This window comes from Aquabacter sp. DMC10 (assembly GCF_056314145.1).
In genome coordinates, this window is record NZ_JBQUYX010000007.1 from 289,841 (window position 1) to 316,127 (window position 26,287).

The 26,287-nt window shown below is 68.2% G+C and carries 28 protein-coding genes; 19 read left to right on the forward strand and 9 right to left on the reverse strand.

All coding sequences use genetic code 11. The annotated features are described in order from the left end of the window. Positions 1–153: 153 nt before the first annotated feature. On the reverse strand, positions 154–1,173 hold the full coding sequence (locus ACT54L_RS19275) for a linear amide C-N hydrolase (protein ID WP_476087243.1): 1,020 nt from the start codon (positions 1,171–1,173) through the stop codon (positions 154–156). Between the two features lie 69 nt (positions 1,174–1,242). Next, on the reverse strand, positions 1,243–1,980 hold the full coding sequence (locus tag ACT54L_RS19280; RefSeq protein WP_476087244.1) for a GntR family transcriptional regulator: 738 nt from the start codon (positions 1,978–1,980) through the stop codon (positions 1,243–1,245). Between the two features lie 327 nt (positions 1,981–2,307). On the opposite strand from ACT54L_RS19280, the gene ACT54L_RS19285 reads away from it, so the two are divergent. The 15 genes from ACT54L_RS19285 to ACT54L_RS19355 all read left to right on the forward strand — a co-directional run bounded on the left by ACT54L_RS19285 (position 2,308) and on the right by ACT54L_RS19355 (position 16,025). After that, positions 2,308–2,967 (forward strand): cysteine hydrolase family protein, encoded by a 660-nt coding sequence (locus tag ACT54L_RS19285; RefSeq protein ID WP_476087245.1) that lies wholly within the window; start codon positions 2,308–2,310, stop codon positions 2,965–2,967. Continuing rightward, entirely contained in the window at positions 2,964–3,638 is a 675-nt protein-coding gene (locus ACT54L_RS19290; RefSeq protein ID WP_476087246.1) for an HpcH/HpaI aldolase family protein, read from the forward strand. The genes ACT54L_RS19285 and ACT54L_RS19290 overlap by 4 nt, the downstream gene beginning before the upstream one ends. Positions 3,639–3,680: 42 nt before the next feature. Beyond that, positions 3,681–4,559, forward strand: a complete 879-nt coding sequence (locus ACT54L_RS19295; protein WP_476087247.1) for a polysaccharide deacetylase family protein — start codon at positions 3,681–3,683, stop codon at positions 4,557–4,559. Between the two features lie 8 nt (positions 4,560–4,567). Further along, positions 4,568–5,287 carry a fumarylacetoacetate hydrolase family protein gene (locus ACT54L_RS19300; protein ID WP_476087248.1) on the forward strand — a complete coding sequence of 240 codons (720 nt, stop codon included), beginning with the start codon at positions 4,568–4,570 and terminating at the stop codon, positions 5,285–5,287. Positions 5,288–5,290: 3 nt separating this feature from the next. Next, a complete protein-coding gene (locus tag ACT54L_RS19305; protein ID WP_476087249.1) occupies positions 5,291–6,184 on the forward strand; it encodes a polysaccharide deacetylase family protein in 894 nt (297 codons plus the stop codon). Then, positions 6,184–7,044, forward strand: coding sequence for a branched-chain amino acid ABC transporter permease (locus tag ACT54L_RS19310; protein WP_476087250.1), 861 nt, complete (start codon positions 6,184–6,186; stop codon positions 7,042–7,044). Before ACT54L_RS19305 ends, ACT54L_RS19310 begins: the two co-directional genes overlap by 1 nt. After that, a complete protein-coding gene (locus tag ACT54L_RS19315) occupies positions 7,041–7,991 on the forward strand; it encodes a branched-chain amino acid ABC transporter permease (protein WP_476087251.1) in 951 nt (316 codons plus the stop codon). The genes ACT54L_RS19310 and ACT54L_RS19315 overlap by 4 nt, the downstream gene beginning before the upstream one ends. A 39-nt stretch (positions 7,992–8,030) precedes the next feature. After that, entirely contained in the window at positions 8,031–9,284 is a 1,254-nt protein-coding gene (locus ACT54L_RS19320) for an ABC transporter substrate-binding protein (RefSeq protein ID WP_476087252.1), read from the forward strand. Positions 9,285–9,420: 136 nt separating this feature from the next. Next, positions 9,421–10,176, forward strand: coding sequence for an ABC transporter ATP-binding protein (locus ACT54L_RS19325; protein ID WP_476087253.1), 756 nt, complete (start codon positions 9,421–9,423; stop codon positions 10,174–10,176). Beyond that, positions 10,169–10,873 carry an ABC transporter ATP-binding protein gene (locus tag ACT54L_RS19330; protein WP_476087254.1) on the forward strand — a complete coding sequence of 235 codons (705 nt, stop codon included), beginning with the start codon at positions 10,169–10,171 and terminating at the stop codon, positions 10,871–10,873. The genes ACT54L_RS19325 and ACT54L_RS19330 overlap by 8 nt, the downstream gene beginning before the upstream one ends. A 9-nt stretch (positions 10,874–10,882) precedes the next feature. Beyond that, positions 10,883–11,125, forward strand: a complete 243-nt coding sequence (locus tag ACT54L_RS19335; protein WP_476087255.1) for a hypothetical protein — start codon at positions 10,883–10,885, stop codon at positions 11,123–11,125. Beyond that, positions 11,122–12,555 (forward strand): amidase, encoded by a 1,434-nt coding sequence (locus tag ACT54L_RS19340; protein ID WP_476087256.1) that lies wholly within the window; start codon positions 11,122–11,124, stop codon positions 12,553–12,555. Before ACT54L_RS19335 ends, ACT54L_RS19340 begins: the two co-directional genes overlap by 4 nt. A 99-nt stretch (positions 12,556–12,654) precedes the next feature. Continuing rightward, complete coding sequence (locus ACT54L_RS19345) at positions 12,655–13,644, forward strand: amidohydrolase family protein (RefSeq protein WP_476087257.1); 990 nt, start codon at positions 12,655–12,657, stop codon at positions 13,642–13,644. A 105-nt stretch (positions 13,645–13,749) separates the two neighbouring features. After that, positions 13,750–15,432 (forward strand): cache domain-containing protein, encoded by a 1,683-nt coding sequence (locus tag ACT54L_RS19350; RefSeq protein WP_476087258.1) that lies wholly within the window; start codon positions 13,750–13,752, stop codon positions 15,430–15,432. A 35-nt stretch (positions 15,433–15,467) separates the two neighbouring features. Then, on the forward strand, positions 15,468–16,025 hold the full coding sequence (locus tag ACT54L_RS19355; RefSeq protein WP_476087259.1) for a hypothetical protein: 558 nt from the start codon (positions 15,468–15,470) through the stop codon (positions 16,023–16,025). Between the two features lie 18 nt (positions 16,026–16,043). Here ACT54L_RS19355 and ACT54L_RS19360 read toward each other — a convergent pair whose 3' ends face one another. The 4 genes from ACT54L_RS19360 to ACT54L_RS19375 all read right to left on the reverse strand — a co-directional run bounded on the left by ACT54L_RS19360 (position 16,044) and on the right by ACT54L_RS19375 (position 18,669). Beyond that, positions 16,044–16,616 carry a hypothetical protein gene (locus ACT54L_RS19360; RefSeq protein WP_476087260.1) on the reverse strand — a complete coding sequence of 191 codons (573 nt, stop codon included), beginning with the start codon at positions 16,614–16,616 and terminating at the stop codon, positions 16,044–16,046. A gap of 82 nt (positions 16,617–16,698) precedes the next feature. Further along, entirely contained in the window at positions 16,699–16,968 is a 270-nt protein-coding gene (locus tag ACT54L_RS19365) for a hypothetical protein (RefSeq protein WP_476087261.1), read from the reverse strand. Positions 16,969–16,999: 31 nt separating this feature from the next. Beyond that, positions 17,000–17,473 carry a DMT family transporter gene (locus tag ACT54L_RS19370; RefSeq protein WP_476087262.1) on the reverse strand — a complete coding sequence of 158 codons (474 nt, stop codon included), beginning with the start codon at positions 17,471–17,473 and terminating at the stop codon, positions 17,000–17,002. A gap of 173 nt (positions 17,474–17,646) precedes the next feature. Beyond that, positions 17,647–18,669 (reverse strand): hypothetical protein, encoded by a 1,023-nt coding sequence (locus tag ACT54L_RS19375; RefSeq protein WP_476087263.1) that lies wholly within the window; start codon positions 18,667–18,669, stop codon positions 17,647–17,649. A gap of 141 nt (positions 18,670–18,810) precedes the next feature. Here ACT54L_RS19375 and ACT54L_RS19380 point away from each other — a divergent pair, with 141 nt between their 5' ends. Both ACT54L_RS19380 and ACT54L_RS19385 read left to right on the forward strand, forming a co-directional pair. Continuing rightward, entirely contained in the window at positions 18,811–19,374 is a 564-nt protein-coding gene (locus ACT54L_RS19380; RefSeq protein WP_476087264.1) for a nitroreductase family protein, read from the forward strand. 16 nt (positions 19,375–19,390) lie between these two features. Next, positions 19,391–20,389, forward strand: coding sequence for a rhamnan synthesis F family protein (locus ACT54L_RS19385; protein ID WP_476087265.1), 999 nt, complete (start codon positions 19,391–19,393; stop codon positions 20,387–20,389). An 8-nt stretch (positions 20,390–20,397) separates the two neighbouring features. On the opposite strand, the gene ACT54L_RS19390 is transcribed toward ACT54L_RS19385, so the two are convergent. From ACT54L_RS19390 to ACT54L_RS19400, 3 genes are read right to left on the reverse strand one after another with little or no spacing between them, the layout of a single operon-like run. After that, the gene (locus tag ACT54L_RS19390; RefSeq protein ID WP_476087266.1) at positions 20,398–21,492 is read right to left on the reverse strand and encodes an alginate O-acetyltransferase AlgX-related protein; all 1,095 of its coding nucleotides are present in this window, start codon (positions 21,490–21,492) and stop codon (positions 20,398–20,400) included. 3 nt (positions 21,493–21,495) lie between these two features. Further along, the gene (locus ACT54L_RS19395) at positions 21,496–22,914 is read right to left on the reverse strand and encodes an MBOAT family O-acyltransferase (protein ID WP_476087267.1); all 1,419 of its coding nucleotides are present in this window, start codon (positions 22,912–22,914) and stop codon (positions 21,496–21,498) included. Positions 22,915–22,940: 26 nt separating this feature from the next. Then, complete coding sequence (locus ACT54L_RS19400) at positions 22,941–23,723, reverse strand: NAD kinase (RefSeq protein WP_476087268.1); 783 nt, start codon at positions 23,721–23,723, stop codon at positions 22,941–22,943. 150 nt (positions 23,724–23,873) lie between these two features. Here ACT54L_RS19400 and cutA point away from each other — a divergent pair, with 150 nt between their 5' ends. Further along, on the forward strand, positions 23,874–24,203 hold the full coding sequence (gene cutA, locus ACT54L_RS19405; protein WP_476087269.1) for a divalent-cation tolerance protein CutA: 330 nt from the start codon (positions 23,874–23,876) through the stop codon (positions 24,201–24,203). A 108-nt stretch (positions 24,204–24,311) separates the two neighbouring features. After that, the gene (locus ACT54L_RS19410) at positions 24,312–26,285 is read left to right on the forward strand and encodes an autotransporter family protein (RefSeq protein ID WP_476087270.1); all 1,974 of its coding nucleotides are present in this window, start codon (positions 24,312–24,314) and stop codon (positions 26,283–26,285) included. The last annotated feature ends 2 nt before the right edge of the window (positions 26,286–26,287 follow it).

Here is a 26,287-nt window from a genome sequence, read left to right on the forward strand (position 1 = left end):
CTCCACCACTTCTCCGTCATCCCGGTTCTACGTGATCGCCCAGGCTTGAGGCCCCAAAGCGCGTGGCGCTGGCGCCGGCAGGTCGATGCCTGTTCCCATGTCCCGTGACGGCCGCGCGCAGGCGCGGCCGATGACGGCGCCGGGCGCGATGTCTCAGGCCGGCGGCACGGCGGGCATGAAGTGGAGGTCGCTGCCGGTCACGAAATGCTCGGACACCTCGCCGGCGAAAACCTCGCCTTGCGCGATGGACAGCTTCAGCACCGGGGCGCCGGGCTTCAGGTTCAGCTTGTCCAGGCGCACCCAGAAGGTGTTGGGGCGGGTGGCCGAGTCGAAATAATAGACCTTCTCCTTGTGGTCGCAGATGCTGCGCCAGATTGTGGAGGAGATGTTGGGCTGGTCGGGGGTGGTGATGCCCAGCGGCACGCTCACCGCCCGCTGGAGGCTCAGCACGGAGGCGAGTGCCTGGCGGGCAAAGGTCTGGCCGGGCACGCCGGCCATATATTGCGGCTCCGGCTTGCGCGGAATGGCGTCCAGATAGAAGGCGGCGCGGGCGAAGCGGTCGGCGGCGCGGTTGGTGCCGGGCAGGAAGGCGAGGCCGCCGATGGATTTCCAATATGCCACCAGCGCCAGTTGCTGGTCATAGGTGGGGGAATTGGTCATCACCGTATGGGCGTTGCCATGGTGGATGACGAGCTTGCCGCCCACATATTCCAGGATGGCCGAATCGCCGGTGGCATCTGACAGGGCAAGATGCAGCGTCGTTTCCACGCCATTGGGCAAGGCGGGGGCGAGAAGGTTGAACGCCTCCTGCTCGAACGCGGCCACCGCCTCGGCCACCGTGGCGAAGCTGTCCAGCGCATATTGCGCCCAGAGCGAGATGGACAGGAATGGCCGGCCAGCCACCGGCGCGGCATATTGGGATTCGGCGAGGTAGAGCGCGTTGGCTACCAGGCCCGCCTCGTTCATGCCGTCGGGCGTGCCGATGTCATAGCCGGAGGCGATGACGCTGCCATATTTAGAGATCCAGCGCAGGGAATGGGGACCTGCCGCACCGTCGCGGGCGATCCCGGCGGGAAAGGCCCACAGATTGGTGCGCATGTCCTCCTTCCAGTCCATGTTGCGTCCGGTGATGACGAGGTCCTCGTCAGCGACGAACAGGGTCCTGGTGCACATGCCACTCTCCCAACTCCACGGCCGCCTCGCGGGCGGCGCGCGTGACGTTAGGGATATTCCGGCGGGCTGTCAGCCCGGCGTGCGGCGCAGGGGGGCGGGACGGCCGGTGATGGAACGCACCAGCGAGGTCTTCACGCTCGCCACATGCTCGCGCATCAGCAGCTCGGCGCGATGCGGCTCGGACATGATGATGGCGTCATAGATGCGGTGGTGGTCATCATGGCGCCGCCGCACGTCCATGAGCTCGAACGAGACCACATTGCGGTGTGAGGATTGCGGCACCGACTGGCACAGCCGCACCATGTCGCCCAGCATGCGGCAGCGGGCGGCCTGGTGGATGGTGTCGTGGAAGGTGAAATTGATGGCGCCATAGGCGATGCGGTCGTTTTCGTTCAGCTCGCCCTGGGCCAGCAAGGCATCGCCCTCCGCCAGCGCGCGCTCGATGGCCGAGCGCTCCTCTTCCTTCAAGCCCCGCTCGGCAGCGAAGCGCGCCGCCAGGGATTCCAGCATGGCCCGGATCTCATAGGCGTCCACGATCTCGGACGTGAGATATTTGCGGACCGAGTAGCCGCGGTTGGGGGCATATTCCAGCAGCCCCTCGGAGGCGAGCGTCTGCAGGGCCGAGCGCACCGGCGTGCGGGACACGCCGAGCCATTCGGACAAGCGCACCTCATGCATGCGCACCCCGGCCTCGAACGTGCCGGAGAGGATGGCGGCGCGAATGCTGTCCGTCACCGTCAGCGAACGGGTCGGGGCCCGTTCCGGTTCGGAGGGATCGACGAGGATCTCTGACATGGCTCTCGACATGGGTTCTCCATGGCTTTGATACCAGCACGCCGCAGCGCCCTGCAAGGATACAATCGTATGATCTTCTCGCAATGCAACCCGGCGCCCCCAACTTCATTCCGCGTCGCAAGATAAGGCGCCTTGCCCGAAAGTCAGGCAAGGCGTGCCCTCGAAATCATCACAAAATGTATACATAGATCGTTGACGGACGGGGAATTGTATTCATACTTCGGTTCATTCGGGCGGCTGGCCGGCGAGGATCGGCGCCCCTCCGATGCGTGACCGGAGCGGGCGGCCGTCCGTCCGCCGCAGGTCGCGTGCGCGCCACGCCGGATGGGGAGCGCCACGGTGTTGAAGTCCTTCGATTTCGGTTTGGATGAGGTGCGGCCCGCCGTGGTCGCCATCGACCTGCATCGCGGTCATCTGGACATGGCGGTGGCCACCATGCCCACCACGCCGGACGTGGCAGAGCGGGTGATCGCGGCCAATGACGGCCTGTTCCGCTGGGCGCGTGGGGCCGGAGTTCCGGTCGTCCACCTCGTCACCTGCTATCGCGACGAGGTGGAAATCCGCGCCAATCCTTTCTGGCGCACCCGTGCGGACGACCCCAACGCCACCCGCAAGAATGTGCTGCGCCACAATCTGGAGGGCGGGCCGGGCTGCACGGTCATGCCGCAGCTGCAGGCGCCGCAGGATTTCGTGGTGCGCACCAAGAAGCGCTACGATTGCTTCATCGGCACCGACCTGGACTTCACCTTGCGGGCGCACGGCATCAACCTGCTGCTGGTGACCGGCGTGAACACCAATTCCTGCGTGCTCGCCACCACCACCGCCGCCAATGTGCGGGACTATGGGGTCATCGTGGTGGAGGATTGCGTGGACACCATGGACGGCCCCGCCCTCCATGCGGCGGGTCTGGCCTGCATCCGCACCGCCTTCGGCTGGGTCATGTCGGCGGCGGAGGTGATCGCCGCGCTGGACGGCCGCACCGGGGCCAGCGCGCCATGAGCCGGCGTCTCAAGAGCCTGGTGAGCGGCGGGCGCGCCGTTCTGGCGGTCAATCCGGGAGGGGTCGCCCTGCCGGTGGTGGATGCGCTGGCGGATGCGGGCGTCGAGGCCTTGTTCATCGATTGCGAGCGGTCCCCGGTCTCCATCGAGGGCGTCGTGATCCTTGCCCGCGCGGCCCAGGCGCGGGGCATGTCGGCTCTGGTGCGCTCGCCCACCCGCGACCCGGCGTATCTCACCCGCTATCTGGATTGCCGCATCGACGGCCTCGTCCTGCCCCAGGTGGAGGATGCGGCGGCCTGTGCGGATCTGGTGGCGGTGGCCCAGGCCTCCCGGCGGTGCGCGGACCTCTTCCTGGTGGCCCAGATCGAGACCGTCGCGGGCATTGCGGCGCTGGACGAGATCGCTGCCGCGCCGGGCATCGACCTCATTCTCATCGGCCCCAACGATCTGTCGCACTCCATGGGCCTCGCCGGCGATGCCGGTCATCCGCAGGTGCAGGCGGCGGTGCGCGAGGTGGCCGAGCGCCTGTCCGCCCTCGGCCGCCCCTTCGGCCTGCCGGTCAATGCCGCCACCGCCGGCGAATGGGTCGGGCGGGGCGCGCGGCTTCTGTATTCGGGGCTCGCCCCGCTTCTGTCCCCCTCCATCGCGGCGCTCCGGGAGGCGGCGTCGTGACCGCGAGCGTCTCCCCCGTTCCCGCATTCCAGTGAGGTAAACATGCCCACTCTGCCCCGTGACCGTGCCCCCTATTCCGCCATTGTCGACCGCCCGCCGCTGAAGCTGCCGGGCAAGGCCCGCGTGGTGCTGTGGACCATCGTCAATCTGGAAGTGTGGGACATCGGCCGGCCCATGGCCCGTCAGGTCATTCCGGCGCCCCAAGGTCAGCCGCTGCTGCCTGACGTGCCCAATTGGTCCTGGCACGAATACGGCATGCGGGTGGGCGTGTGGCGCTTCTTCGATCTCTACAAGCGTCTGGGCATCCGCCCGACGCTCTCCATCAATGCTCGCGTCTGCGAAGATTATGAGCGGGTGGCTGCCGAAGCCCGCGATGCCGGCTGGGAATTCATGGGCCACATGTATGACCAGCAGCCCATCCAGAAGGTGGAAGACCAGCGCGGCACCATCTTCAAGTCCATGGACGTGATCGAGAAGTTCACCGGCAAGCGGCCCATCGGCTGGCTCGGACCGGGCCTGACCCAGACCTTCGAGACCCCGGAGAATCTGGTGGATGCCGGCGTCAAATATATCGGCGACTGGGTGTGGGACGACGAGCCCTGCGAAATCTCCACCGCCTCCGGCCCGCTGGTGACGCTGCCCTACACTGTGGAGCACAACGACATCCCCATGATGGCGGTGGCCCATCATGAATCGCCCTATTGGCTGGAGCGCTTCAAGGATTCCCTCGACCGCCTGCACATGGAAGGCGGCGACCGCGCCAAGATCCTGGCGGTGGCCATCCATCCCTATATTTCCGGCCAGCCCCACCGCATCAAGTATTTGGAGGCGGTCTATGACTATGCCCGCAGCCGTGGCGACGTGCTGATGTGGAATGGCGAGGAGATCTACAACTGGTATCAGGGCGTGAGGGGCAAGTGAACACGTCCGTGAGCGCACCCGCCACCGCCGCCTTTGTTGTGCCGGCCCCGGAGGTCGTCAGCCTCCCCGTGGCCGGGCGCGCGACGCGCTTTCCCGTCCGGCGCATCTATTGCGTCGGGCGGAACTATCTCGCCCATATCCGCGAGATGAAGGAAGCCGAGGACGAGCGCGACCCGCCCTTCTTCTTCCAGAAGCCGCGCGATTCCATCGTGCCCGACGGGGCCAGCGTGCCCTATCCGGCGGATACCACCGATTTCCAGTATGAGATCGAGTTGGTGGCGGCGATCGGAAAGGGGGGCGTGAACCTCTCGGTGGCCGAAGCCCGCGATCACATCTTCGGCTATGCGGTGGGCATCGACCTGACCCGCCGCGACCGCCAGCGCGACTGCCGCGACAAGCGCCTGCCCTGGGAGGCAGGGAAGGCCTTCGACCTCTCCGCGCCCTGCGGCGAGGTGCATCCGGCCAGTGACATCGGCCATCCCGACGGGGGCGCCATCACGCTCGCCGTCAACGGGACGCTGACGCAGAAGGGCGACCTTGGCGACATGATCTGGAACGTGCCGGAAATCGTCGCCAACCTCTCGCGCTCCTATCGCCTGGAGCCGGGAGACCTCATCATGACCGGCACGCCCGCGGGCGTCGGCCCGGTCGAGCCAGGCGATGTCATCGTCGGGCAGATCGAGGGCGTCGGCGCCCTCACCCTCACCATTGCCGAAGCCGGGGCCTGAACCATGCTTCCCACCGAGCGCATCGCCTATTCCGCCATCACCGAGCGCCCCCGCCTGACCTTGCCCGACGGCAAGCGCATGGCAGTGTGGATCATCGTGAATGTGGAAGAGTGGAATCCGAAGGAGACCATGCCGCGCACGGTGCTCACCCCGCCGGCGGGCGGCGCGCCCATGCCGGACATCCCCAACTGGGCCTGGCACGAGTACGGCAACCGCGTGGGCTTCTGGCGCATGCTGGAGGTGTTCGACGAGTTCGAGGTGCCCGCAGCCCTCGCCATCAACGGCTCGGCCATCGCCGCCTATGAGCCCATCGCCCGCGCCGCCCGCGACCGCAACTGGGAATTCATCGGCCACGGCTTCAGCCAGAAGAACATGCAGAAGGTGGAGAACGAGCGCGAGGACATCGCCCGCACCACCAGGGTCATCACCGACTATACCGGCAAGCGCCCGCGCGGCTGGCTGGGGCCGGGCCTGACCGAGACCTGGGAGACCCCCGACATCCTGGTGGAGGAGGGCTATTCCTACGTCTGCGACTGGGTGCTGGACGACGAGCCGGTGGTGCTGAAGACCCGCACCAAGCCGATCCTGAACGTGCCCTATACCCAGGAATGCAACGACGTGGCCATGATGCTGATCCAGCATCACAAGGCGTCGGAATATTTCGACCGGGCCTCCGACCAGTTCGACCAGATCCACCACGATGCCCGCCACTCCGCCCGCGTGATGGCCATCGTGGTGCACCCCTACATCATGGGCGCGCCGCACCGGCTGAAATATTTCCGCAAGATCGTCGAGAAGATCGCCTCCTACGAGGACGTGGCCTTCATGACCGGCGAGCAAATCGCCGACTGGTATCTGGCGCAGCGACCGAACGCGCTCTCTGGGGCGGCAGAGTGATGGGCGGCTGGGCCTTCCATATCCTCAACGGGCTGACTTTCGCGGCGCTTTTGTTCATCGTCGCGTCGGGCTTCACGCTGATCTTCGGCCTGTTGCGCATCGTGAACCTCGCCCACGGCGCGCTCTATCTGGCGGGCGGTTATATCGGCTACACGGTGGCGGCCACCTTGGGGGCGGGCTTCGTCGTCGGCTGCATCGCCGCCATGGCCTGCGTGGCGCTGGCGGGCTTTGCCCTCGACCAGGGCCTGCTGCGCTTCGTGCGCGGCTACGAGCTGCGCCAAGTGCTGCTGACGCTGGGCGTCGCCTTCATCATCAACGACATGTTGCTGGTGGTGTTCGGCGGCGACACCTTCACCATGCCCACGCCCGCGCTGCTGCGCGGGGCGGTGAACATCAACGGGCTTTTCTATCCCAAGTACCGGCTGTTCGTGCTGGGGCTCGGGGTGGTGATGTTCATCCTGCTCTGGCTCTTGCTCTACAAGACGCGCTTGGGCGCGCTGATCCGGGCGGGGGTGGATGACCGCGAGATGATCGAGGCCATGGGCATCAACATCCGCCGCATCTTCCTGCTCACCTTCATGCTGGGCTCTGCCTTTGCCGGCCTTGGCGGCGCGGTGGGCGGCGCCTTCCTGACCCTTTATCCGAGCGCCGACGCCGAGATCCTCGTCTTCTCGCTGGCCGTGGTCATCATCGGCGGCTGCGGCAGCCTGGTGGGCGCGGCGGTGGGGGCGGTGATGGTGGGGCTGCTCAATTCCATCGGCCAGGTCATGTTCCCGGAATTCGCCTATTTCGTCATCTTCGGGCCCATGGCCCTGATCCTGGCCTTCCGGCCGCTGGGCCTGTTCGGGAGGGCGGCATGACCGGCCTCATCGCCGCCTCCCGCGCCGGACGGCTCGGTGCCCTCGCGGTCCTCATTGGTGCCATCGCCTTCGCTTGCGTGCCGCTGGTGGCGCCTACCTATCAGGTGAGCATCTTCACCGAGATCCTCATCTTCGCCGTGCTGGCCATGGCGGTGGATATCCTCGCCGGCTATACCGGCCGCACGCCCCTGTGCCATGGCGCCATTTTCGGGGTGGCCACCTATGTGACCATCTACTGGCACACCAATGTGAGCGAGCACCTCATCCTCGCCATGGCGGCGGGCGTGGTGGCGGCGACCCTGGTGGCGGCGGTGTTCGCGCTGCTCGCCATCCGCACGTCGGGCGTCTATTTCCTGCTGCTGACCTTGGCGCTGGGCATGATCGTCTGGGGCGTGTGCCTGCGCTGGACGGCGGTGACCGGCGGCGAGAATGGCCTGCGCGGCAGCCTGCGGCCGGGCTTCATCGCCGACCATGTGCACTTCTACTATCTCGTCTTCGCGGTGGTGGCGGTGGTGGCCTTCGCCATGTGGCGGTTCGTGCGCTCGTCTTTCGGGCTCACGCTGCGCGGCATCCGCGACAGCGAGAGCCGCATGCGGGCGCTGGGCTACAATGTCTCCCTGCATCTGTTCCTGGCCTTCACCGTGTCGGGCTTCTTCGCCGGCATCGCCGGGGCGCTCTATGCCCTGTTCAACGAGTTCGCCAGCCCCTCGACGGTTGCCCTCTCTCAATCGGTGGAAGGGCTGCTCATGGCGGTCGCGGGCGGCATCGGCACGCTGTTCGGGGCCTTCATCGGGGCCGGCGTGGTGATCGGGCTGGAGAATTTCGCCAGCCTCTACACCGAGCGCTGGATGAGCGTGCTCGGCCTTATGTTCGTGCTGACCATGATCTTCGCGCCCGAGGGCATCCTCGGTCGCGTGCGGGACTTGCTATCGCGCGGCCGGCGCTGAACCGGCCCGCCAATCAAAATACACCAGAAGGAGCGGGATATGGATCGCAGGACGTTTCTGAAGACCTCCGTCGCCCTCGCCGCCACCGGCGTCGTGGCCAGTCCCTATGTGGCCCGGGCGCAAGGCGCGCCCATCAAGATCGGCCTCATGGCGCCGCTCACCGGTGTCGTCGCCTCCGGCGGGCGCGAGATGGTGGATGGCTTCAACATGTATTTCGAGAGCGTGGGCGGCGAGGTGGCCGGCCGCAAGGTGGAAGTGGTGGTGGAGGATGATGCCTCCAACCCCGACACCGCCCTCCAGAAGGCCCGCCGCCTGGTGGAACAGGCCAAGGTGGATTTCCTGTTCGGCAATCTCCTGGCCAATACCGGCCTGGCGGTGGCCAACTACGTGAAGGGCAACGGCGTGCCCTATTTCATTCCGATCATCGCCGCCGACGACCTGACCCAGCGCGGGCGCATCAAGAATGTGATCCGCGTGGCCGGCTACACCGCCAGCCAGTTCCCCCGGCCGCTGGCCGACTGGGCACTGAAGCAGGGCTACAAGAAGGTGGCCACCATCAGCCAGGACTACACCTTCGGCCATGAGCAGTGCGGCGGCTTCTGCCAGACCTTCACCGAAGGCGGTGGCCAGGTGCTGGGCCAGTTCTGGCACCCGCTCAACACCTCCGACTTCAGCCCCTATCTCGGCCAGATCGCCAATCTGGGCGTCGACTGCGTGTTCGCCATGGAGACGGGCGCCGATGCCACCCGCTTCATGCAGCAATATGCCAATTTCGGCCTGAAGGGTCAGATCCCTATGCTGGGGGCCATGAATCTGACCGACCAGTCGGTGATCCGCACCATGGGCGACGAGGTGGACGGCATCATTTCCGCCGCCCATTTCGCTGAGGGCTCCGACGTGCCGGTGACGCAGGCTTTCGTGGCGGAAAATGTGAAGCGCTACGGCAAGCTGCCCTCGCTCTACGGCTTCTCCATGTATTCGGGCGCCATGTGGGTGTCCGAGGCGCTGAAGACCATCAACGGCAATGCCTCGGACAAGGATGTGCTGATCGACGCCGTCATGAAGACGACGCTGACCGGCTCGCCGCTGGGCAAGCCCGTGAAGCTCGATGCCTACGGCAACCCCATCTACGACGTCTATATCCGCAAGGTCGCCAAGGCCAAGGACGGAAAGTACTGGAATGTTCCGGTGACCACCTACCCGAACGTGTCCCAGTTCTGGACCTATGACCCCGAGACCTATATGAAGCAGCCGCCTTACTCGCGGACCTTCCAGGGCATCAAGAAGTCCTGATCGCGCTTCCGCAGGCCGGTGCGGCATCTGCCGTCGCCGGCCCAGGAAGAGGCCCCCGCGCCCGAAAGCCCTGACACGGGCGCGGGGGCCTTCCTCCCCTCCGATGCCGTTTCGGAACTGAAAGGCAGCTCGGGCCGTGAGCCATCTTCTCGACCTCGACCACATCACCGTCCGGTTCGGCGGGCTGAAAGCGGTGGACGACGTGTCCATCCGCGTGAAGGCCGGCGAGCGGCGGGCCATTATCGGCCCCAACGGCGCCGGCAAGACCACCTTGTTCAATGTGATGACCGGCGTGGTGCGCGCCGCGTCCGGCACCATCAGCTTCGATGGCGTGAATGTCACCGGCGAGCCCGTGCACAAGCGCGCCGCGCGCGGCATGAGCCGCACCTTCCAGATCACCAATCTCTTCCCCCGCCTGACGGTGGAGGAGAATATGCGCCTCGCGCTGCGCGGCCTCTCGCCCCGCAAATTCTCCCTGTTCGACAGCGGTGCGCTGACCCCGGACGAGGAAGCCCGCGCCCATCGCGCGCTCTCCCTCTCCCGCCTCCAGGAGCGGCGGGGCGCGCAGGTGCGGGAAATGTCCTATGGCGAGCAGCGCCAGCTGGAAATGGCCATGGCGCTCGCCGCCGAGCCCAAGCTCCTGCTGCTGGACGAGCCGGCGGCGGGTCTCTCGCCGGCGGAGCGCGTCATCGTCGCCGACGTGATCCGCTCGCTCCCGCGCGAACTGACCCTCGTCCTCATCGAGCATGACATGGACCTCGTGCTGCAACTGGTGGACTATGTGACCGTGCTCAATAACGGCAAGCTGCTGGTGGAAGCCCCGCCCGGCGAGATCCGCGACAATCCGGACGTCCAGGACGTCTATCTGGGCAAGGCGCGCGCCCATGCTTGAGGTGCGCGACATCCACTCTTTCTATGGCGACGCCCATGTGCTGCACGGGGCGAGCCTCAGCGTGGGCAAGAGCGAGGTTCTGGCCCTGCTCGGCCGCAACGGCATGGGCAAGACCACGCTCATCCGCTCCATCATGAACCTCTCGCCGCCCCGGGTGGGGGAGGGGGATGTGATCTGGAAGGGACAGTCCATCAAGGGCGTCGCCCCGCACGAGATCGCCAAACGCGGCATTGCCTTGGTGCCGCAGGGCCGGCGGCTCTTCCCCTCGCTCACCGTCACCGAGCATCTGACCGTGTTGAAGGCGGCCAATGTGCGCGAGGGCTGGACGGTGGCCAAGGCCTTCGAGCTGTTCCCGCGCCTCGGCGAGCGGCGCGGCCATTATGGCAACCAGCTTTCCGGCGGTGAGCGGCAGATGCTGGCGGTGGCCCGTGCGCTGATGATCGACCCCGAGCTGATCCTCATGGACGAGCCCTCCGAGGGCCTCGCCCCGGTGATGGTGCAGCATCTGGAGGCCATCATCGTGCAATTGAAGCAGGCGGGCCTCTCCATCCTGCTGGTGGAGCAGAACCTTTATAGCGCGCTGGCGGTGGCCGACCGGGTCTCCATCCTGGAGACCGGGCGCATGGTCTATGAGGCGGACGCGGCCACCGTCGCGGCGGACCCGAAGGCGCTCACGCGCTTCCTCGGCGTGCATTGAGGGGTGGCCATGGCGACAGACGACACTCCCACCGACCACATGCGTGCCTTGATGGCGGAGTGGAACGGCGTGCACCTGGACCCCGCGCTCCTGCCGCCCCTGCGCGCGGTGGCGGCGGCCATGAATGGCCTGGTGCGCACCACGGCCGATGCCCACCTGGCCTTCGATTCCGCGCCCTGGAGCTTCGAGACGCTGAAAGCGCAGTTCCGCGCCGCCGAACCCTCTGACGAAACGGAGGAGGAGCCGGCATGAGCGCGCTGTATGAACTGGGCGTCGTCGAGACCGCCGAGGCGGTGGCGAGCGGGGCGGTCACCGCCGAGGCCGCCACCCGCGCCGCATTCGAGCGCCTCTCGACGCTGGGCCCGCGCTTCAATGCCGTGGTGCGCCTTGACCTGGACTTCGCCCTCGAAGCCGCCCGCGCGGTGGATGTCGCGCGCGCCCAAGGCGCGGCGCTGGGTCCGCTCGCCGGCGTGCCCATGGCCCATAAGGACCTGTTCTATCGCGCCGGCCGGCCGTGTTCCGGCGGCTCCATCATCCGCAAGGACGTGGTGCCGGACGAGACCTCGGTCGCCCTGGAGCGCCTGGACGCGGCGGGGGCGGTGGATCTCGGTACGCTGCATCTGGCGGAATTCGCCCTCTCGCCCACCGGCTACAACATCCACTATGGCCATGGGCGCAATCCGTGGAGCCTCGACCATTGCTCGGGCGGATCGTCCTCCGGCTCGGGAGCGGCAGTGGCGGCGCGCCTCGTCCCGGCCGCGCTCGGCTCCGATACGGGCGGTTCCATCCGCCACCCCTCCGCCATGTGCGGCCTCACGGGGGTGAAGCCCACCCATGGCCTCGTGCCGCTGGCCGGTGCCATGCCGCTCTCCCCCAGCCTCGACACCCTCGGCCCGCTCGCCCGCAGCGCACGCGATGCCGCGCGTCTGCTTTCGGTGATCGCCGGTCCCAGCCCCCGTGACGGTGCCAGCCTCTCCGCGCCTGTGCGCGACTATGAGGCGGGGCTCAGCGGGGATCTGTCCGGGCTCACCATCGCCGTCCCCCAGGATTATTACCGCCCCGCCGCCACGCCGGAGATCCTCGCCCTTCTGGACGAGGCCGTCGCCGCCTTGCGGGACCGGGGCGCGCGGATCATCGAGACCGTGATCGGCGAGGACATGGGCGGCATGGCTTATGTGAACGCCGCCATGCAGGTGCTCATGTCGGTGGAGGCGGCCACCCTCCATCGGGCCTATATCGAGGCGCGCCCGCAGGATTACGCCCCCCAGGTGCTCGCCCGCATCCTGCCGGGCCTCGCCTATCCCGCCATCCGCTATGCCGAGGCGCTGATGATGCGGGCGCGCGCCTGTGCCGCCTGGATCGCCGGCGCCATGGGCGAAGCGGACATGGCCTTCCTGCCCACCTTGGCCGTGCCCGTGCCCACCATTGCCGAGACCACCGAGGGCGCGCCGGAAGCGGTGGCGGCCGCGCTCGGCCGCGTCACCCATTGCACGCGGGGCCTGAATTATCTCGGCCTGCCGGCGGTGGCTGTGCCCTGCGGCTTCACCGCCGGCCCGTTGCCCGCCTCGTTCCAATTGGTTGGCCGTCCCTTCTCGGAAGCGCTCCTGCTGCGGGCGGCGGATGCCTACCAGCGGGTGACCGACTTCCACACCCGCGTCCCGCCCGGCTGCGGGATCGCCTGAGCCGGTCGGCGAAGCGCCCGTCTGGGCCTTCGCCGCGACATCCCCATCCCCCTGTCCCGCGCGCCGGCCGCCGGCGCCGCGCAAGAAGAGGACGTCCCCATGCGCGTCGACCTGCACAGCCACGCCATTCCCCGCACCATCGTCGAGGCCATCGCCGCCGATGGAAAGGGATTTGCCGCCCGCATCGAGGGCAGCGAGGGCCATCGCCGCATGGTGCACGACCAGGGTTATGTCTATCCGCTCTTCGACGAGTTCCTGGACCCCGCCGCCAAGCTCGCCGCCATGGATCGCAAGGGGCTGGACCTCTCCGTCGTCTCCACCGCCCCGCCCATGTTCTATTACTGGGCGCCCGCGGAACTGGCCGCGAAAGCCGCGCGCCTCGTCAATGACGGCATTGCTCAATTCGTCGCGGCAGCCCCTGACCGGCTGCGGGGCATGGCCTCCGTTCCCATGCAGCATCCAGAATTGGCGGTGGCCGAGCTGGAGCGGGCGGTGAACGAGCTGGGCTTCAATGCGGTGGAGATCGGCACCACCATCGAGGGGGTGCAACTGGCCGATCCGCGCTTCCGCCCCTTCCTGCGCCGGGCGCGGGAATTGGACGTGCTGGTCTTCATCCATCCCTATTATGTGGGCTCGAAGGCAGGGCTGGAGGATTATTACCTTACCAATCTCGCCGGCAATCCGTTCGACACCACGCTGGCCATCGCCCACCTCATCTTCTCCGGCGCGCTGGACGAACTGGCGGGCCTGAAGATCCTCGCCGCCCATGGCGGGGGCTATGCGCCCTACCAGATCGGTCGCCTGGAGCACGGCCAGAAGGTGCGGGCCGAGCCGAAGGTGAAGACCACCACCTCGCCCAAGGCGCTGCTGAAGACCCTCTATTTTGACACCGTGCTGTTCGATGCCCAGGCGCTGCGCCACCTCATCGACGTGGTGGGCGCCGACCATGTGTGCCTCGGCACGGACGCCCCCTTTGACATGGGCGACGAGACCCCGCTTGCCAGCCTCGACGCCGTGCCCGGCCTCACGGAGGCGCAGCGGGACCGGATCGGGGCGGCCAACGCCTTGGGCCTGCTCGGCGAAGGCTGAGGCAGAACACGGCTGCGTGCGCCCTCCATGCGGGCAGGCATGAGCTGTGGCGTTGGGGCACGCGGTCGCCTATCCTGCGGCCGTCTCCGCGGGGTGAGACGGGTGATGAGCGCAGGATCGATGGACAACGGCAGGCGCGAGGAGACGCGCGCGGACCGGTGGCGACTGGTCGCCATGGGCGCCTGCGCCGCCCTGCCTTTGATCCTGTTCGGCCTCACCGCCTCCTGGGATTATTCGCGGGAGATGCGGGCGGCGCGGGCCGAGGCCATGGCCGGCGCCTATGCCATGGCCGAGCATGCGGATGCGGTCTTCTCGTCCCTCCAGCTGGCGCTGGAACAGATCGACTGCGCGCTGGCCAACCGCCCGGTCAGCGAGCTGCGGGCGGACAAGGCCACCCATAAGCTGCTGGCCGACATGCAGCGGCGCTTTCCCTATATGGATTCCATTTTCCTGGTGGATGCGGACGGCTATGTGGCGTCCTCCAGCCGCTCCTATCCCATCCCGCCCTATGACGTGCGCTCGCGGGAATATTACACGGCGGGAAAGGCGGGGCAGGACGGGTTGCATTTCTCGCTGCCTTATCGGGGGCCCTTCTCCCGCGCCGTCTCGTTCGCGGCCAGCCAGCCCATCCAGCGCGACGGCGCCTTTGCCGGCGTGCTGGCGGTGACGGTCTTCCCCGAATATTTCCACACCCTCTACCGCAACTCCGCCCTGGCCGGCTCCAATGTGACCGCCGCGCTGGTGCGGCCGGACGGCACGTCCATCTTCCGCTCGCCCGACACGCGGATGACCTCCGAGAGCGCGGCCCCCTTGCCGGGCCTTGCCACGGCCTTGAGCAACCAGGAATCCGGGGTGCTCACCGACTTCGTCTTTCCCGACCGGTCGGGGGGCATCGCCGCCTTCCGCACCTTGCCCAATGCGCGCCTGGCCATGCTCTATGCCCTCAACGAGGCTGACATCCTCGACGAGTGGTATCGGCGCACGGCAGGCTATGGCGTCGCCGCCCTTGCCAGCAGTCTCGCCGTCCTGGGCGCCTTCGCATGGGCCGGCCGTCGCCGGGGTGAGGGCGACGAGGACTTCGCCTGGCAGGCGGCGGAGGCGCATCCGGCGGAGGGGATGGCCAATGCGGAGCGCTTGCCCAGCCTCGGCCTGCGCGGCCTCGACACCCTCCTCTCGCTGGTGCTCAACGCGCTGGCGGTGAGCCGCCGCCATGCCACCGAGGGGCCGGGGCCGGATCTGGCCGACACGCTGGCGGGCGCATCCCACGGCGTGGAGGTGGCCCAGCGCCTTGTCTCCGCTCTGCGCAGCCGGGGCGGCCAGGCGCGCATCGTCAACATGGCGGTGGCGCTGGAGGATCTGCGCAAGCTGCTGCTTGGCGCGGTCTGGCCCCGTCTCCAGGTGGCCCTGCCCGGTAACGAGCCCTTGCTCGACGTGTTCGTGGACCCCGAGCGGCTGGATGTGGCGCTGGTGGACCTGGTGCTGGGCCTGCGCGAAATGGGGCCCTCCGGCTCGCGGCTGGTGGCCAGTCCCGACCGCCGTCAGGTGCGCACGGGTACCGAGGCGCCGGTGCCGCTGGGCGATTATGTGCGGGTGGAGTTCCGCCTGACCGGCGAGGAAGGCATCGTGCGCGACGCCAGCATGCGCAGCGAGACCCGGCTGCGGCTGGTGGAGAATTTTGCCGAGGCCAGCGACGGCGCCCTCCAGGTGCGCACCCCTGATCCGCAGACCGTGGTGGCCGTGCTGTGGCTCCCCGCCGCTCTGGTCCGCCGCGACCCCAGCAAGCTATAGGCCCCGGCCGTCGAGGCCATGGAGGATCACCGACCATGTGGCGTGACACACGGATGCTGGGCGCCGGCTTCATCGCCGCGATGGTGCTGGGGACCTTGACCCCGGCCGCGGCGGCCAACGGCCCCAAGTGCCTGGAGGCGGCCGGGTTCAAGGTGGCCTATCGGGAGCGCACGCAGTCGGTCGGCTCGGACATCGTGGTCCATGCCGGCCCCTCTGCTGCCTGCAGCCTGAAGACCTCCGGTGGCTTCAAGGTCGGTGGCGCGGACGATGCCTTCTATGTGAAGGGATTGGCCGGCAGCATGCTGGTCCTGGACGCGGGCACCGGTCCCGACCGGCAATTGCGCCTCTACGACCTCGCTGCCCGTCGCACGGTGCTCACCGCCGATTATGACGACAGCCAGCCGCTCGGCGTGACGCCGGAGGCCGTCACCTTCTGGGAAGTCAGCGCCGGGGCCAATGCCAGCAATTGCAAGGAGTTCGCCAGCATCAAGGCGAACGGGCTGGAGCCGGCGCTGGCCCGCCAGGTGACGGTGCGCCTGCCCGGCCTGGAGCGGGGCGCGCCGGGGGCGGCGCGCTGCATCGCGCGCCAGTGAGGGCGCCGCGAGCGCCGATCAGCGCTCGGTCAGGAAGGTCAGCAGCACCGTGTCGCCCTCGCCGGTGAGGCACAGGAAGCGGTGCACCTTGTCGCTGCGGTCGCGCTGGATATAGGCCTCGCCCATCAGCACGTTGCGGATCTTGGTGTTGCCCACCGCAAGGTCCGCCTCGGCGATGGTCAGGCCGTCCATGTCGATGAAGATGTCCTCGATGGAGGGCGAGCGCTGCTTGAGGATGGACAGGGCGCGCTCCTTGCAGGCGAGCGCCAGGTCGGTTTCCTTGGCGCCGGCCGCGGGGCCGGCGGGCACCGTCGGTTCGGTCTTGACGGTGGGCGTGCTCGACTTGGTCGCCGCCCCCGGCGCCGCAGGGGGCAGGGGCACCGGTGCGTTCTGCGCGGTCTGGGGAGCGGGCGCCGCCCGCACGGGGCTGGCCGACATTGTCAGGAGGGTCGCCACGCCCAGGACGGACGCCACGCCCAGGACGGACGCGCCGAAGACGGCCACGCCCAGGCGCAGGGCGCTGGCGCGGCCGCGGGCGGGCGGGCCCGACAGGGTGCGAAGGGCGGACGGCGCGAGAGGGGAGGACGGCATGGGCAGGCTCCGGTCGGTTATCCCGAATGCAACGCCCGAGCCTGCCCTTTTGTGCCGCTCCCGCCTGTCCTGACTTTTCCCGTCAGTCCTCGTCGCGATCCTCTTCGTCGGTGTCCTCCTCGCCCTCTTCGTCCCCGTCCGAGGGGGCGATCAGGCGGTCGAGGCAGGCCATGAGGTCGTCGCCGATGGCTTCCACGTCTTCCGGGCTGAGGTCCGGGTCGCAGGGCAGCACAAAGCGCTGGTCGCCCTCATCCGTGCTCACATCCAGGATCAGCGCGCTGGGCATGCCCTCCGGATGGAGGAAATTGACCCTGAGGCCGGTGAGGATGGAGGCGATGATGTCGTCGGCCATGGCAGGCTCCGGTGGGGTGAAAGACAGGGGGTCAGCCGCGCAGCGCGGAAAGAAGGCGGTCACCGTAGAGAATGAGAAGCACGCCGCCCATCACCAGCGCGGCGCCGAGGCTGCGGGCGGGGGTGACGTGCCGCTCCATCAGGCCCAGCAGACCGAAATGGTCGATGGTGAGCGAGCAGGCGATCTGGCCGGCAATCACCAGCGCCAGCAGCCCGGCAAGACCGATGCGCGGCACCAGGAACACCGAGCCCAGCAGATAGGCCGCCCCCAGAATCCCGCCCGACAGCTTCCACAGCGGCTGGCGCGGCAAGGCCGCCAGCGCCGCCGGCAGTCCGCCTCCGAACAGGGCGATGGCCAGGAGAAAGGCCGAGCCCACCAGGAAAGAGATGAGCGCCGCCATCAGCGGCCCACCCCCCAGCGACACGGCCAGCTGGTTGTTCACGGGCGCCTGGATGGCGATGCAGGCGCCAATGGCAAAGGCCAGGGCCGGGTAGAGAAAGGTCATGGCGGGTCTTGAGGCGGGGATGTGTTGAAATCCCTTCGTAGAGCATTTCCGCGCGAAGTGGGAACCGGATCGCGTGAGGGAAGGCGGTGAAACCAAGAGGTGGAGCCTTCCATAGGCACATGCGCGCGGGGGGACGCACGGCGGGGAGCCCGCGCGCGCCGCCGTGGGGACCATCAGCGGGTCAGCACTTCCACTTCCTGGTCCTTGCCCGCTTCCACCTTGAATTCGCGGCTGATGGTGCGCCCGTCCTTGCGGGCGAAGGCCACATAGTCGCCTTCCGTCAGGACGAAGACCGGGAAGGCGCCGATGGATTCCTTGATGGTGTCGCCGCCCGGCGTGGTCACCGTCCACTGGGTATCGGGCAGGGCGCTGCCGCCCTTCTGCGACACCAGCTTCAAGGTCACCTGGGCCGCCCGATGGTGGACGGTGGCATCGGTCAGCTTGCCGGGCTGCACGGTCACGTCCGCGCGCACCACCGCATTGGCGTCCCCGTAGCTGGAGACCACGTGATAGGTGCCCTCCGGCAGCAGCACCACCTCGCCGGCATTGGCGCCACGATAATAGGGCTGGCTGGAGGCGCGCCCCTGGAGGAAGGAACCCTCGAAAATATCGAAGGTCACCTTCTGGGCCGGAATGGGCTTGTCGTCCACGTCCGCCTGGAGGCGCAGGCCGCCGGCGGGCAGGTTGAAGGCCTCCCGGCGGGACACCGAGCCCACCTGCACCCGCTGGGCGGTCACCGCCATGCCGTAGCTGACATGGAAGATGTAGCCGCCGGGGTCCAGGAAGAAGACCGGATAGGGGTCCGAGCTCTCCGCCACCAGGGGAAAGGCACCGGAGGCTTCCGGCGTGTCGGCGAAGACCCGCCATTGCACGCCGCGGGGAATGGGCGGCCCCTCCGCCCCGAAGCGGGCGAAGGCACCCAGCGCCACCTTGCCGGCGGGCGGCTGGGGCAAGGTGGCATGGGGCTCGCTTCTCTGGCCCTGCGCGCTGCGGGCGGGCGGTGGCCCGAAGCCGGTGCCCGGCGTGGTGGCGGACGGCGGCGCGGGATTGAAGCGCTCGGCGGGAACGCCCGCCGGCGCCCCGAGAAAGGGCAGGGCCTGCGCCGATGCCGCCGCTGGCGCCCAGGCGGCGGCAAGGCAGGTCATCACGGTCAGGCCCCTCTTCGCGGCGCGGACGGCATGGTCGAGACGAAGCATGTTTTGTGACGTGCCCCGAAACCGTGACGGATTCAAGTCGAAGCCGCGGCCGCCCCCGGTGGGCCCGGTGGAAGAGGCGTCTTTGGCCCGTCCGACGGGCGTGATAGAGGAGGCCGGCATTGTCCGCTTAAGGTTGCCGTCATGACCGATACCATTGCCCTGCTCAGTGCCCGCCGCTCCACCCGGATTCTCGATCTGGTGGAGCCGGGTCCGTCGGCGGACGAGCTGGACACGATCCTGACCATCGGCGCGCGGGTGCCCGACCACGGCAAGCTGGCCCCCTGGCGCTTCATCGTCTTCGAGGGCGAGGGGCGGACCCGCGCAGGCGCGGCCCTGGCCGAGGTGCTGGCGGAAACCGATCCGGCCGCCACCGCCCGCCGGCAGGAGGAAGAGGCCGGCCGCTTCCTGCGCGCCCCCCTGGTGATTGCGGTGGTCTCCCGCGCCGCCCCCCATGTGAAAATCCCCGAATGGGAACAGGTGCTCTCCGCGGCCGCCTCGGTCCAGAACATGCTGATCGCTGCCACCGCGCTTGGCTATGGCGTCAATTGGGTGACGGAATGGCCGGCCTATGAGCCCAAGGCCCGCGCCGCCCTGGGACTGGAGCCGTTCGAGCGCGTCGCCGGCTTCCTTTATGTGGGCACCGCCACCCAGAAGCTGGAGGACCGCCCCCGCCCGCCGCTGTCGGAGATCGTGACGCGCTTCTGACGGCGGGGAGGAAGCCATGGGCGCAGGTGAGCGGGCGCGGGGCGAGATCGCCAAGACCGAGATCGCCAAGCAGTTGATGCTGGCCGCCCTGGGCGTGGTCCGGGGCGAAAATCCCATCCGCCGCATCCGCAAGGCGCTGCGCCTGCTCTCGGTGGCGCCGCCGCCGCCCGCGCGGGCGGACCGGGACCTCTTGGATGCGGGCTTCCGGGCGGTGCGCCTGCCCTCGCTGGCCGAGCCGCTGGGTCCCACCTGCCTGTTCGTCGCCTTCGCCCCCGACGGGCGCCTGTGGGACCACACGCTGCATTATTGCGCCGATCTGCGGCGGCAGGGCCTGAAGGTGGTGCTCATCGCGGTGACCGACCGGCCGGACCTGCAATGCCGCGACCCCGGCCCCGAGGTGGCGGATGCGCTGGTGGTGCGGGAGAATCATGGCTACGACTTTGCCGCCTGGGCTGCCACCTTGCGCTACATGCCGGAGCTTCTGGAGGCGCCGGAACTGTGGTTCGCCAATGACAGCGTCTACCATTCCCCCGGCGCCCTGGCCGGCCTGGTGGAGCGCATCCGCGCCGGTGCGGCGGATGCCGTCGCTTTGACCGAGAGCCTGGAGATCCAGCCCCATTTTCAGAGCTATTTCTTCGTGCTGCGCGCCTCTGCCCTGGCGGCGCCGGCGGTGCGCGGCTTCTGGTCGGCCATCGCCTCGCGCGGGGACAAGAACGAGATCATCCGGGACTATGAGGTGGGCCAACGGGCCCTGCTGGAAGGCGCCGGGCTGACCGTGGACATCCTGTTCAAGGACACGGGCGCGCACCGCAACCCGCTTCAGCTGGGCTGGCGCGCCCTGGTGGCGGCGGGCTTTCCCTTCGTGAAGGTGGAGCTGCTGCGCGACAATCCCTATGGCGCGGAGCTTGCCGGCTGGCGCGAGGTGCTGGCCGCCGCCGGCTTCGATGTGCCGGAGATCGCCTTCCACCTGGGCGCCCGGCCGGACGGGGCGGCGGGGCTGCTGGAACTGCGATAAGGCCCCGCTCACATACCGGAAGGCTGGCCCTTGCAGGGCAGGGAGCGCTCGGTGGGCATATAGACCACGATGTCCGGCTTGAAGCGGTCGATGGCATCCGCCTCGAACTTGCACGAGGAATGATGCATCCAGCCGAAGCGGCTGGTGCGGGCGGCCAGGAGGCGCGGCCAGAAGTTCTGCGTGAAGCTGTCGCCGATCACCAGGATGGCCGGCCCGGAATGGCCGGTGGCATAGGCATAGGGCTGGAAGGGATCGCTGTCGGGCCGCTCGGGCACCAGTCCCTTCAGGGGCGTCAGGCCGGGGGGGACCTTCAGGCGCTCCTCATAATCGCTGTCGCCGGTGGCCTTGGATTCGCCGAGGATCCGCGAGAGGTCCCCGGTGGCCGTCGGGACCAGCGGGCCGTTCGCCTCCTCCAGGGGGATGGCAAGCTCGGGCCGGCCGGCCGCCGCCATCACCGCGTTGAAGGCGAGCACCGCGCCAAGCTGCGTCCAATGGGTGTCGGTGCGCCGGTAGATCTGACCGCCGCCCGCCTTGGCGGCTTCCAGGATGGGGCGCAGGTCCACGAAGGTGATGCCGTTCTGCGGCAGGCGCTCCGAGACAATGTCGAGCTCGGTGGGATGGCGCATCTGCGGCCGCGCCCAGCCCGGCAGGCGTCCGGGCAGCATGGTGGCGCCATTGGGCGGCACCGCCACCACCAGCGTGATTCCCTTGGCCTCCAGGCGCGCCTTCAGGCGCGTGAGCACGTCGATGAAATCGGCGATGGGCTTGGCGCGGACCAGCAGGCCCAGCGACTGCTCCAGCGTCTGGTCGCCGGTGAAATAAAGCTGGCCGCCATCGCCGATCAACACCGGCCGCGCGCGGGTGGAATGGGTGGCGCGGGCATAGGAGGCGTTGGCCGCCATCACCGCGCCTCGGAAGCCGAAATGGGCGTTGATGAAGGGGTCGAGCCGCTCGGTGGCGCGCACCCACCAGGTCGCCTCCACCTTGGTGACCGGGCGCACGGGCCCCGGCAAGTCGGGCAGGACGAGGCCGAGGGTCGGCAAGGCCAGGATCGCCGCGAAGAGCGCCAGCCACCAGCGTCGATAGGCGAGGAGCAGCGGCATGGCTCAGAACCGGAAGTACAGGAAGGGGCTGTAATTGGCAGCCCCCACGGTGATGAAGCACAGGGCGAACAAGGCGAAGATGACCAGCGTGTCCACCAGCCCGTAGATCGCCACCCGTGCTCGCGGAGACAGCGGCCCGCCCTTGACCAGCGGCAGGCCCCACATGGACAGCGGCCAGGCCAGGATGAAGACGACAAGGGTCGCCGGCTGCAGGGCCGCGATCATGGCGCTGTCCAGCCTGCCCCAACCATTCAGGCCGGCCAGGCCCGCGAACATGTCGAGCGCGTGCGGCAGCGAGAGGGCGCGGAACCAGACCCAGCCGGTGAGCGCCACCAGCAGCACATAGGCATGGGCGAGGACGCGGGGCGCGCGCTTCAAGGCCTGCCCGAAGGGGGTGCGCTCCAGCACCAGGAAGGCGCCGTGGTGGGCGCCCCAGATCACGAAGGTCCAGCTCGCCCCATGCCACAGGCCACATAGCAGGAAGACGGTCCACAGGTTGAGGGCGGTGTGCAGGTGGCCGCGCCGGTTTCCGCCCAGCGGAATATAGACATAGTCGCGGAACCAGCTGGAGAGGCTCATGTGCCACTTGCGCCAGAAGTCCGTGATGGAAAGCGCGCCATAGGGCAGGTTGAAATTGCGCGGGAAGCGCAGGCCCATGGCCAGCGCCAGGCCGATGGCCATGTTGGAATAGCCGCCGAAATCGAAATAGATCTGCAGCGCATAGGCCGCCACCCCGAGCCATGCGGTGGCGAAATTGGGGGTGGTGATCTGGTCGAAGGCGATGGCGGCGAGCGGCGCCATCTCGTCGGCGATCAGCACTTTCCAGGACAGGCCGATGACGAAGATGCGCAAGCCTGCCGCCACCCGGCCGGGCGTGGTGCGCCGGTCGCCGATGAAATGGGCGATGGTGGAATAGCGCACGATGGGCCCCGCCACCAATTGCGGGAACATGGTGATGTAGACCGCGATCTCCTCGAACCGATTGTTGGCCCAGGCTTTTCCGCGATAGATGTCGACCAGGTAGGAGATGGCGTGGAAGGTGAAGAAGGAGATGCCGAGCGGCAGCTCCGTATGGATCACCGGCAGCGCGAGCCCCGTGGGCTCCAGGAGGACGTTCAGGTTCTCCGCCAGGAAGCCGGCATATTTGAAGAAGACGAGGCCGGCGAGATTGAGCGTGACCGCCACCGCCAGGAGCGGCAGGCGGCGCAGCGGCGGCCGCGACCCGATGAGCAAGGCGAACAGGTAATTGCCCACCATGGAGACGGCGAGCACCAGCACGTTCGCAATGCCGCCCCAGGAGTAGAAGACCAGGGAGAAGGCCAGCAGGACGAAGTTGCGCGCGCGCAGCCGCGGCACTGCGAAATAGCAGACCAGGAAGGCCGGCAGGAAGTAATAGAGGAAGGTGACGGACGAGAAGACCATGGGACAGGGACCGGGCGCGGCGTCGTCTAGAAGACGAACTGCTCACGCAGGATGCGCTCTTCCAGCCCGTGATCGGGATCGAACAGCATGTCGATGCGCGAGCGGGTGTCGAGCCGTGCGGTCACGGCCACCACGTTGCGCACCTCGAAATGATCGGCCACGGCGCTCACCGGGCGCTTGTCGGCCTCCAGCACGGCAATGTCGATGCGGGCCTTGTCCGGGATCAGCGCGCCGCGCCAGCGGCGGGGGCGGAAGGGGGAGATGGGGGTCAGCGCCAGCAGCGCGGTGCCGAGCGGCAGGATGGTGCCATGGGCGGACAGATTATAGGCGGTGGAGCCGGCGGGGGTGGCGATGATGACGCCGTCGCAGATCAGCTCCTCCAGCCGCACCCGCCCGTCGATGGAGATGCGCAGCTTGGAGGCCTGGTAGGTCTGCCGGAACAGGGCCACCTCATTGATGGCGGGGGCCTTGTGGCGCACACCCGCCATGTCCACCGCCTCCATGATGAGGGGATGGATGACCACATGCTGGGCCGCCGCCAGGCGTTCCACCAGATTGTCTTCCGAATAGGTGTTCAGCAGGAAGCCCACCGAGCCACGATGCATGCCGTAGATCGGCACGCCCCGGTCGCGGGCGGCATGGAGGGTCTGGAGCATCAGGCCATCGCCGCCGAGCGCCACGATCACGTCGGCCTGGTCCGGCGGCACGCTGCCATAGCGGGCGATGAGGCGCTCGCGCGCGCTCTCGGCTTCCGGGGTGCGGGCGGCCACGAAGGCGATCTTGTTCAGAGGCGACAGGGGGGTGTTCATCAGGACGGTCGCGCCCGCAGGTCCTTTCGGTGCGCCCCGTGCAGACGCCTCATCTTCGTAGCCGCCTGCGCCGGCCTTGTCGAGGCGCTGCGCCCGCGCCATCCTCGCCGCTCCCGGCACATGGCCGGGCGTGACCTTGCGTGTGCGGCCATGGACTTGAAGATCGTCTATTCCACCTTCCCAACGGTCGCCACCGCCGAGGCCGCCGCCCGCCAGATGGTGGAACGCCGCCTTGCCGCCTGCGGCAACCTGCTGCCGGGGCTCATCTCCTTTTATGAATGGGACGGCCAGATGGAGCGCGCCGAAGAGGTGGTGCTGCTCCTGAAGACGCGCGCCGGGCAGGTGGACGCCCTCATGACGGCGCTGCGGGCGCTTCACCCCTATGAGGTGCCGGCCATCCTGGTGCTGGACGTGGCGGCTGCGGATGCCCCCTTCGCCGCCTGGGTCCGGGCGCAGACGGTCGATCCGTCAAAAGATTAGAGATTGCGGACGGCGTCGTCCTAAGGTGTCCTTGCGGTAGGTCAAAAAAGGCAAAAAGAGTTGGGGGAAGGGATGGCGCAGCGGGACAAGGCTGGGCGGGGTCCCAAGGTGAGTCGCGCGCGCGCCGGGCGCCAGCGGGTGTGGCGCGGCGCGCTGGGCGTGCTCGTCCTTCTCGGCGCGGGCACGGGCATTGCGCGGGCGCAGTCGCAGTGGGATTCGGTCATCTCCAACAGCAACTGGTACGTGCCGTTCCCCTTGATGCTGGCCTATGGCACCTCCGGCACCTCGTTCGCCAATCCCTTCGCGGTGGGCGACCAGACAATCTGGGCGCTGGGCACCTCCACCAATGGCGTGTTTACCGGCACCAGCTCGGCCACGCTCACCATCGGCCCTCTCGTCACCACCTCGTCCATGACCATCCAGGGCACGGTCACCGATGCCGGCCAGATCACCATGCTGTTCAACAATGGCGCCGGCCTCACCACGGTCGGCCTCGGCGTGATGCAGCAGGTGGGCGGCGTGACGACCATGGAAATGCAGATGATTACCGGGGACACCATGATGGTGACCCACTGGGCCTATATGACGCCCTACAACCCGGCCACCTTCACCCCGCCGGCGGCGCAGGTGGTGCCGGCCATTGCCTCGCCCCAATGGGCCTGGACGCAAGGCACCCCCTGGCGCCTGGTGAGCCCCAGCCTGCTCGGCACCACCGCGGCGGCCAACATCGTCATCACCAATTATGCGGGCGGCTATTTCTGGGGGAAGGGCGTGACGCCCGCAGGTGCCCTCTTCACCTTCATCGGCTCCATGACGCCGCAGGGCAAGGTTCTGCTCTCCACCGTGCCCGCCTCCAATCCCGTCGTCACCAACCTCTACGGCGAGATCGAAGGCGATCCGCGCTCCGCCCAGATGCAGCTGGGCGTCTATGATTCCAGCGGCACCTATACGGGCCAGTCGGCGCTGGTCACCTTGGTGCAGCCCTATGTGACCACGGCCGCGGTGCTGAACCCGGCGGCGACCGGAGCGGCGGTGGCGCTCTATGGGGTGGCGGGGACGCCGGAGGGGCTCGTGGGTCCGCTCGCCCCCGCCATCTCCGTCCTCAATGCGCTGGAGGGGCCGGCCCTGGCGGCGGCGCTGGGCCAGACCTTGCCAGCGCTGGCCGGCAATGCCTCCCGTGCCACGTACGACAGCCAGCGCCCCCTCCAGCAGATCGTTGCGAACCGGATCGCCGCGCGGACGGAGGACGCATCGGGCAAGGCTGGATGGGCGCAGCCCTTCGGCGCGCTGGCCAGCCAATCCACCCAGGCGGGCTATTTTGGCTATCATGCCTCCGGCGGCGGTTTCGTCGCGGGCGTGGACGGCGCGCTGTCCGACCAGGTGACGCTGGGTGGCTGGTTTGCCTATTCCTATGCCCGCCTCACCGGCGATGCGGTGGGGGCGCCGAGCACTCTTGACGTGAACAGCTATGCGCTGGGTCTTTATGGCAGCACGCGCCTTGCGCCCGGTCTCGCCCTCGACCTGACGCTCGACGGCGCCTTCAACGACACGTCCGAAAGCCGTTATGTGGGCCTCGCGCCGGGCTCCGCCAACGCGGATTATACCGGCACCACCTTCCATGCGGGCGCAGCCCTGCGGCAGGACGTCCAGGTGTCGCAAAACCTGCGCCTGACGCCCACCGTGCGGCTCGACTATGCCACCGTCCATGCGCCCGCCTATGTGGAAAGCGGGGCGGGGGCGCTGAGCCTTTCGGTGGCCGGGCAGACCTACCAGGAACTGATGCTCAGCTTAGGATTGCGGGGCGAGTATCGCCTGTCCGCGCCACTGCGCCTGACCGGCTATGCGGGGGTCGGCTACAACATGCTGGATACGCAGACGCAGGTGAGCGCGTCTTTCCTGGGCGGCGGGCCGCGCTTCATGACCTATGGGGCGGACCTGTCCCCCTGGCTGTTCTCCGGCGGCGTCGGCTTGGTGGGCACGCGCCTCGGCGGCCTCGATCTCGGGGTGAACTATGATCTGCAGGCGAGCCCCTCCGGCTTCGTCAGCCAGACGGGCTCGCTCAGCCTCAAGCTGAAGCTGTAGAG

Excerpts from the sequence above, each read along its gene's own strand:
- ACT54L_RS19365 (WP_476087261.1), bottom strand. The coding sequence starts at position 16,968 with ATGGCCGACGACATCATCGCCTCCATCCTCACCGGCCTCAGGGTCAAT.
- ACT54L_RS19340 (WP_476087256.1), top strand. The coding sequence starts at position 11,122 with ATGAGCGCGCTGTATGAACTGGGCGTCGTCGAGACCGCCGAGGCGGTG.
- ACT54L_RS19330 (WP_476087254.1), top strand. The coding sequence starts at position 10,169 with ATGCTTGAGGTGCGCGACATCCACTCTTTCTATGGCGACGCCCATGTG.
- ACT54L_RS19310 (WP_476087250.1), top strand. The coding sequence starts at position 6,184 with ATGGGCGGCTGGGCCTTCCATATCCTCAACGGGCTGACTTTCGCGGCG.
- ACT54L_RS19360 (WP_476087260.1), bottom strand. The coding sequence starts at position 16,616 with ATGCCGTCCTCCCCTCTCGCGCCGTCCGCCCTTCGCACCCTGTCGGGC.
- ACT54L_RS19275 (WP_476087243.1), bottom strand. The coding sequence starts at position 1,173 with ATGTGCACCAGGACCCTGTTCGTCGCTGACGAGGACCTCGTCATCACC.
- ACT54L_RS19400 (WP_476087268.1), bottom strand. The coding sequence starts at position 23,723 with ATGAACACCCCCCTGTCGCCTCTGAACAAGATCGCCTTCGTGGCCGCC.
- ACT54L_RS19315 (WP_476087251.1), top strand. The coding sequence starts at position 7,041 with ATGACCGGCCTCATCGCCGCCTCCCGCGCCGGACGGCTCGGTGCCCTC.
- ACT54L_RS19350 (WP_476087258.1), top strand. The coding sequence starts at position 13,750 with ATGAGCGCAGGATCGATGGACAACGGCAGGCGCGAGGAGACGCGCGCG.
- ACT54L_RS19395 (WP_476087267.1), bottom strand. The coding sequence starts at position 22,914 with ATGGTCTTCTCGTCCGTCACCTTCCTCTATTACTTCCTGCCGGCCTTC.
- cutA (WP_476087269.1), top strand. The coding sequence starts at position 23,874 with ATGGACTTGAAGATCGTCTATTCCACCTTCCCAACGGTCGCCACCGCC.
- ACT54L_RS19305 (WP_476087249.1), top strand. The coding sequence starts at position 5,291 with ATGCTTCCCACCGAGCGCATCGCCTATTCCGCCATCACCGAGCGCCCC.
- ACT54L_RS19375 (WP_476087263.1), bottom strand. The coding sequence starts at position 18,669 with ATGCTTCGTCTCGACCATGCCGTCCGCGCCGCGAAGAGGGGCCTGACC.
- ACT54L_RS19335 (WP_476087255.1), top strand. The coding sequence starts at position 10,883 with ATGGCGACAGACGACACTCCCACCGACCACATGCGTGCCTTGATGGCG.
- ACT54L_RS19370 (WP_476087262.1), bottom strand. The coding sequence starts at position 17,473 with ATGACCTTTCTCTACCCGGCCCTGGCCTTTGCCATTGGCGCCTGCATC.
- ACT54L_RS19295 (WP_476087247.1), top strand. The coding sequence starts at position 3,681 with ATGCCCACTCTGCCCCGTGACCGTGCCCCCTATTCCGCCATTGTCGAC.
- ACT54L_RS19355 (WP_476087259.1), top strand. The coding sequence starts at position 15,468 with ATGTGGCGTGACACACGGATGCTGGGCGCCGGCTTCATCGCCGCGATG.
- ACT54L_RS19345 (WP_476087257.1), top strand. The coding sequence starts at position 12,655 with ATGCGCGTCGACCTGCACAGCCACGCCATTCCCCGCACCATCGTCGAG.
- ACT54L_RS19390 (WP_476087266.1), bottom strand. The coding sequence starts at position 21,492 with ATGCCGCTGCTCCTCGCCTATCGACGCTGGTGGCTGGCGCTCTTCGCG.
- ACT54L_RS19380 (WP_476087264.1), top strand. The coding sequence starts at position 18,811 with ATGACCGATACCATTGCCCTGCTCAGTGCCCGCCGCTCCACCCGGATT.
- ACT54L_RS19320 (WP_476087252.1), top strand. The coding sequence starts at position 8,031 with ATGGATCGCAGGACGTTTCTGAAGACCTCCGTCGCCCTCGCCGCCACC.
- ACT54L_RS19280 (WP_476087244.1), bottom strand. The coding sequence starts at position 1,980 with ATGTCGAGAGCCATGTCAGAGATCCTCGTCGATCCCTCCGAACCGGAA.
- ACT54L_RS19385 (WP_476087265.1), top strand. The coding sequence starts at position 19,391 with ATGGGCGCAGGTGAGCGGGCGCGGGGCGAGATCGCCAAGACCGAGATC.
- ACT54L_RS19290 (WP_476087246.1), top strand. The coding sequence starts at position 2,964 with ATGAGCCGGCGTCTCAAGAGCCTGGTGAGCGGCGGGCGCGCCGTTCTG.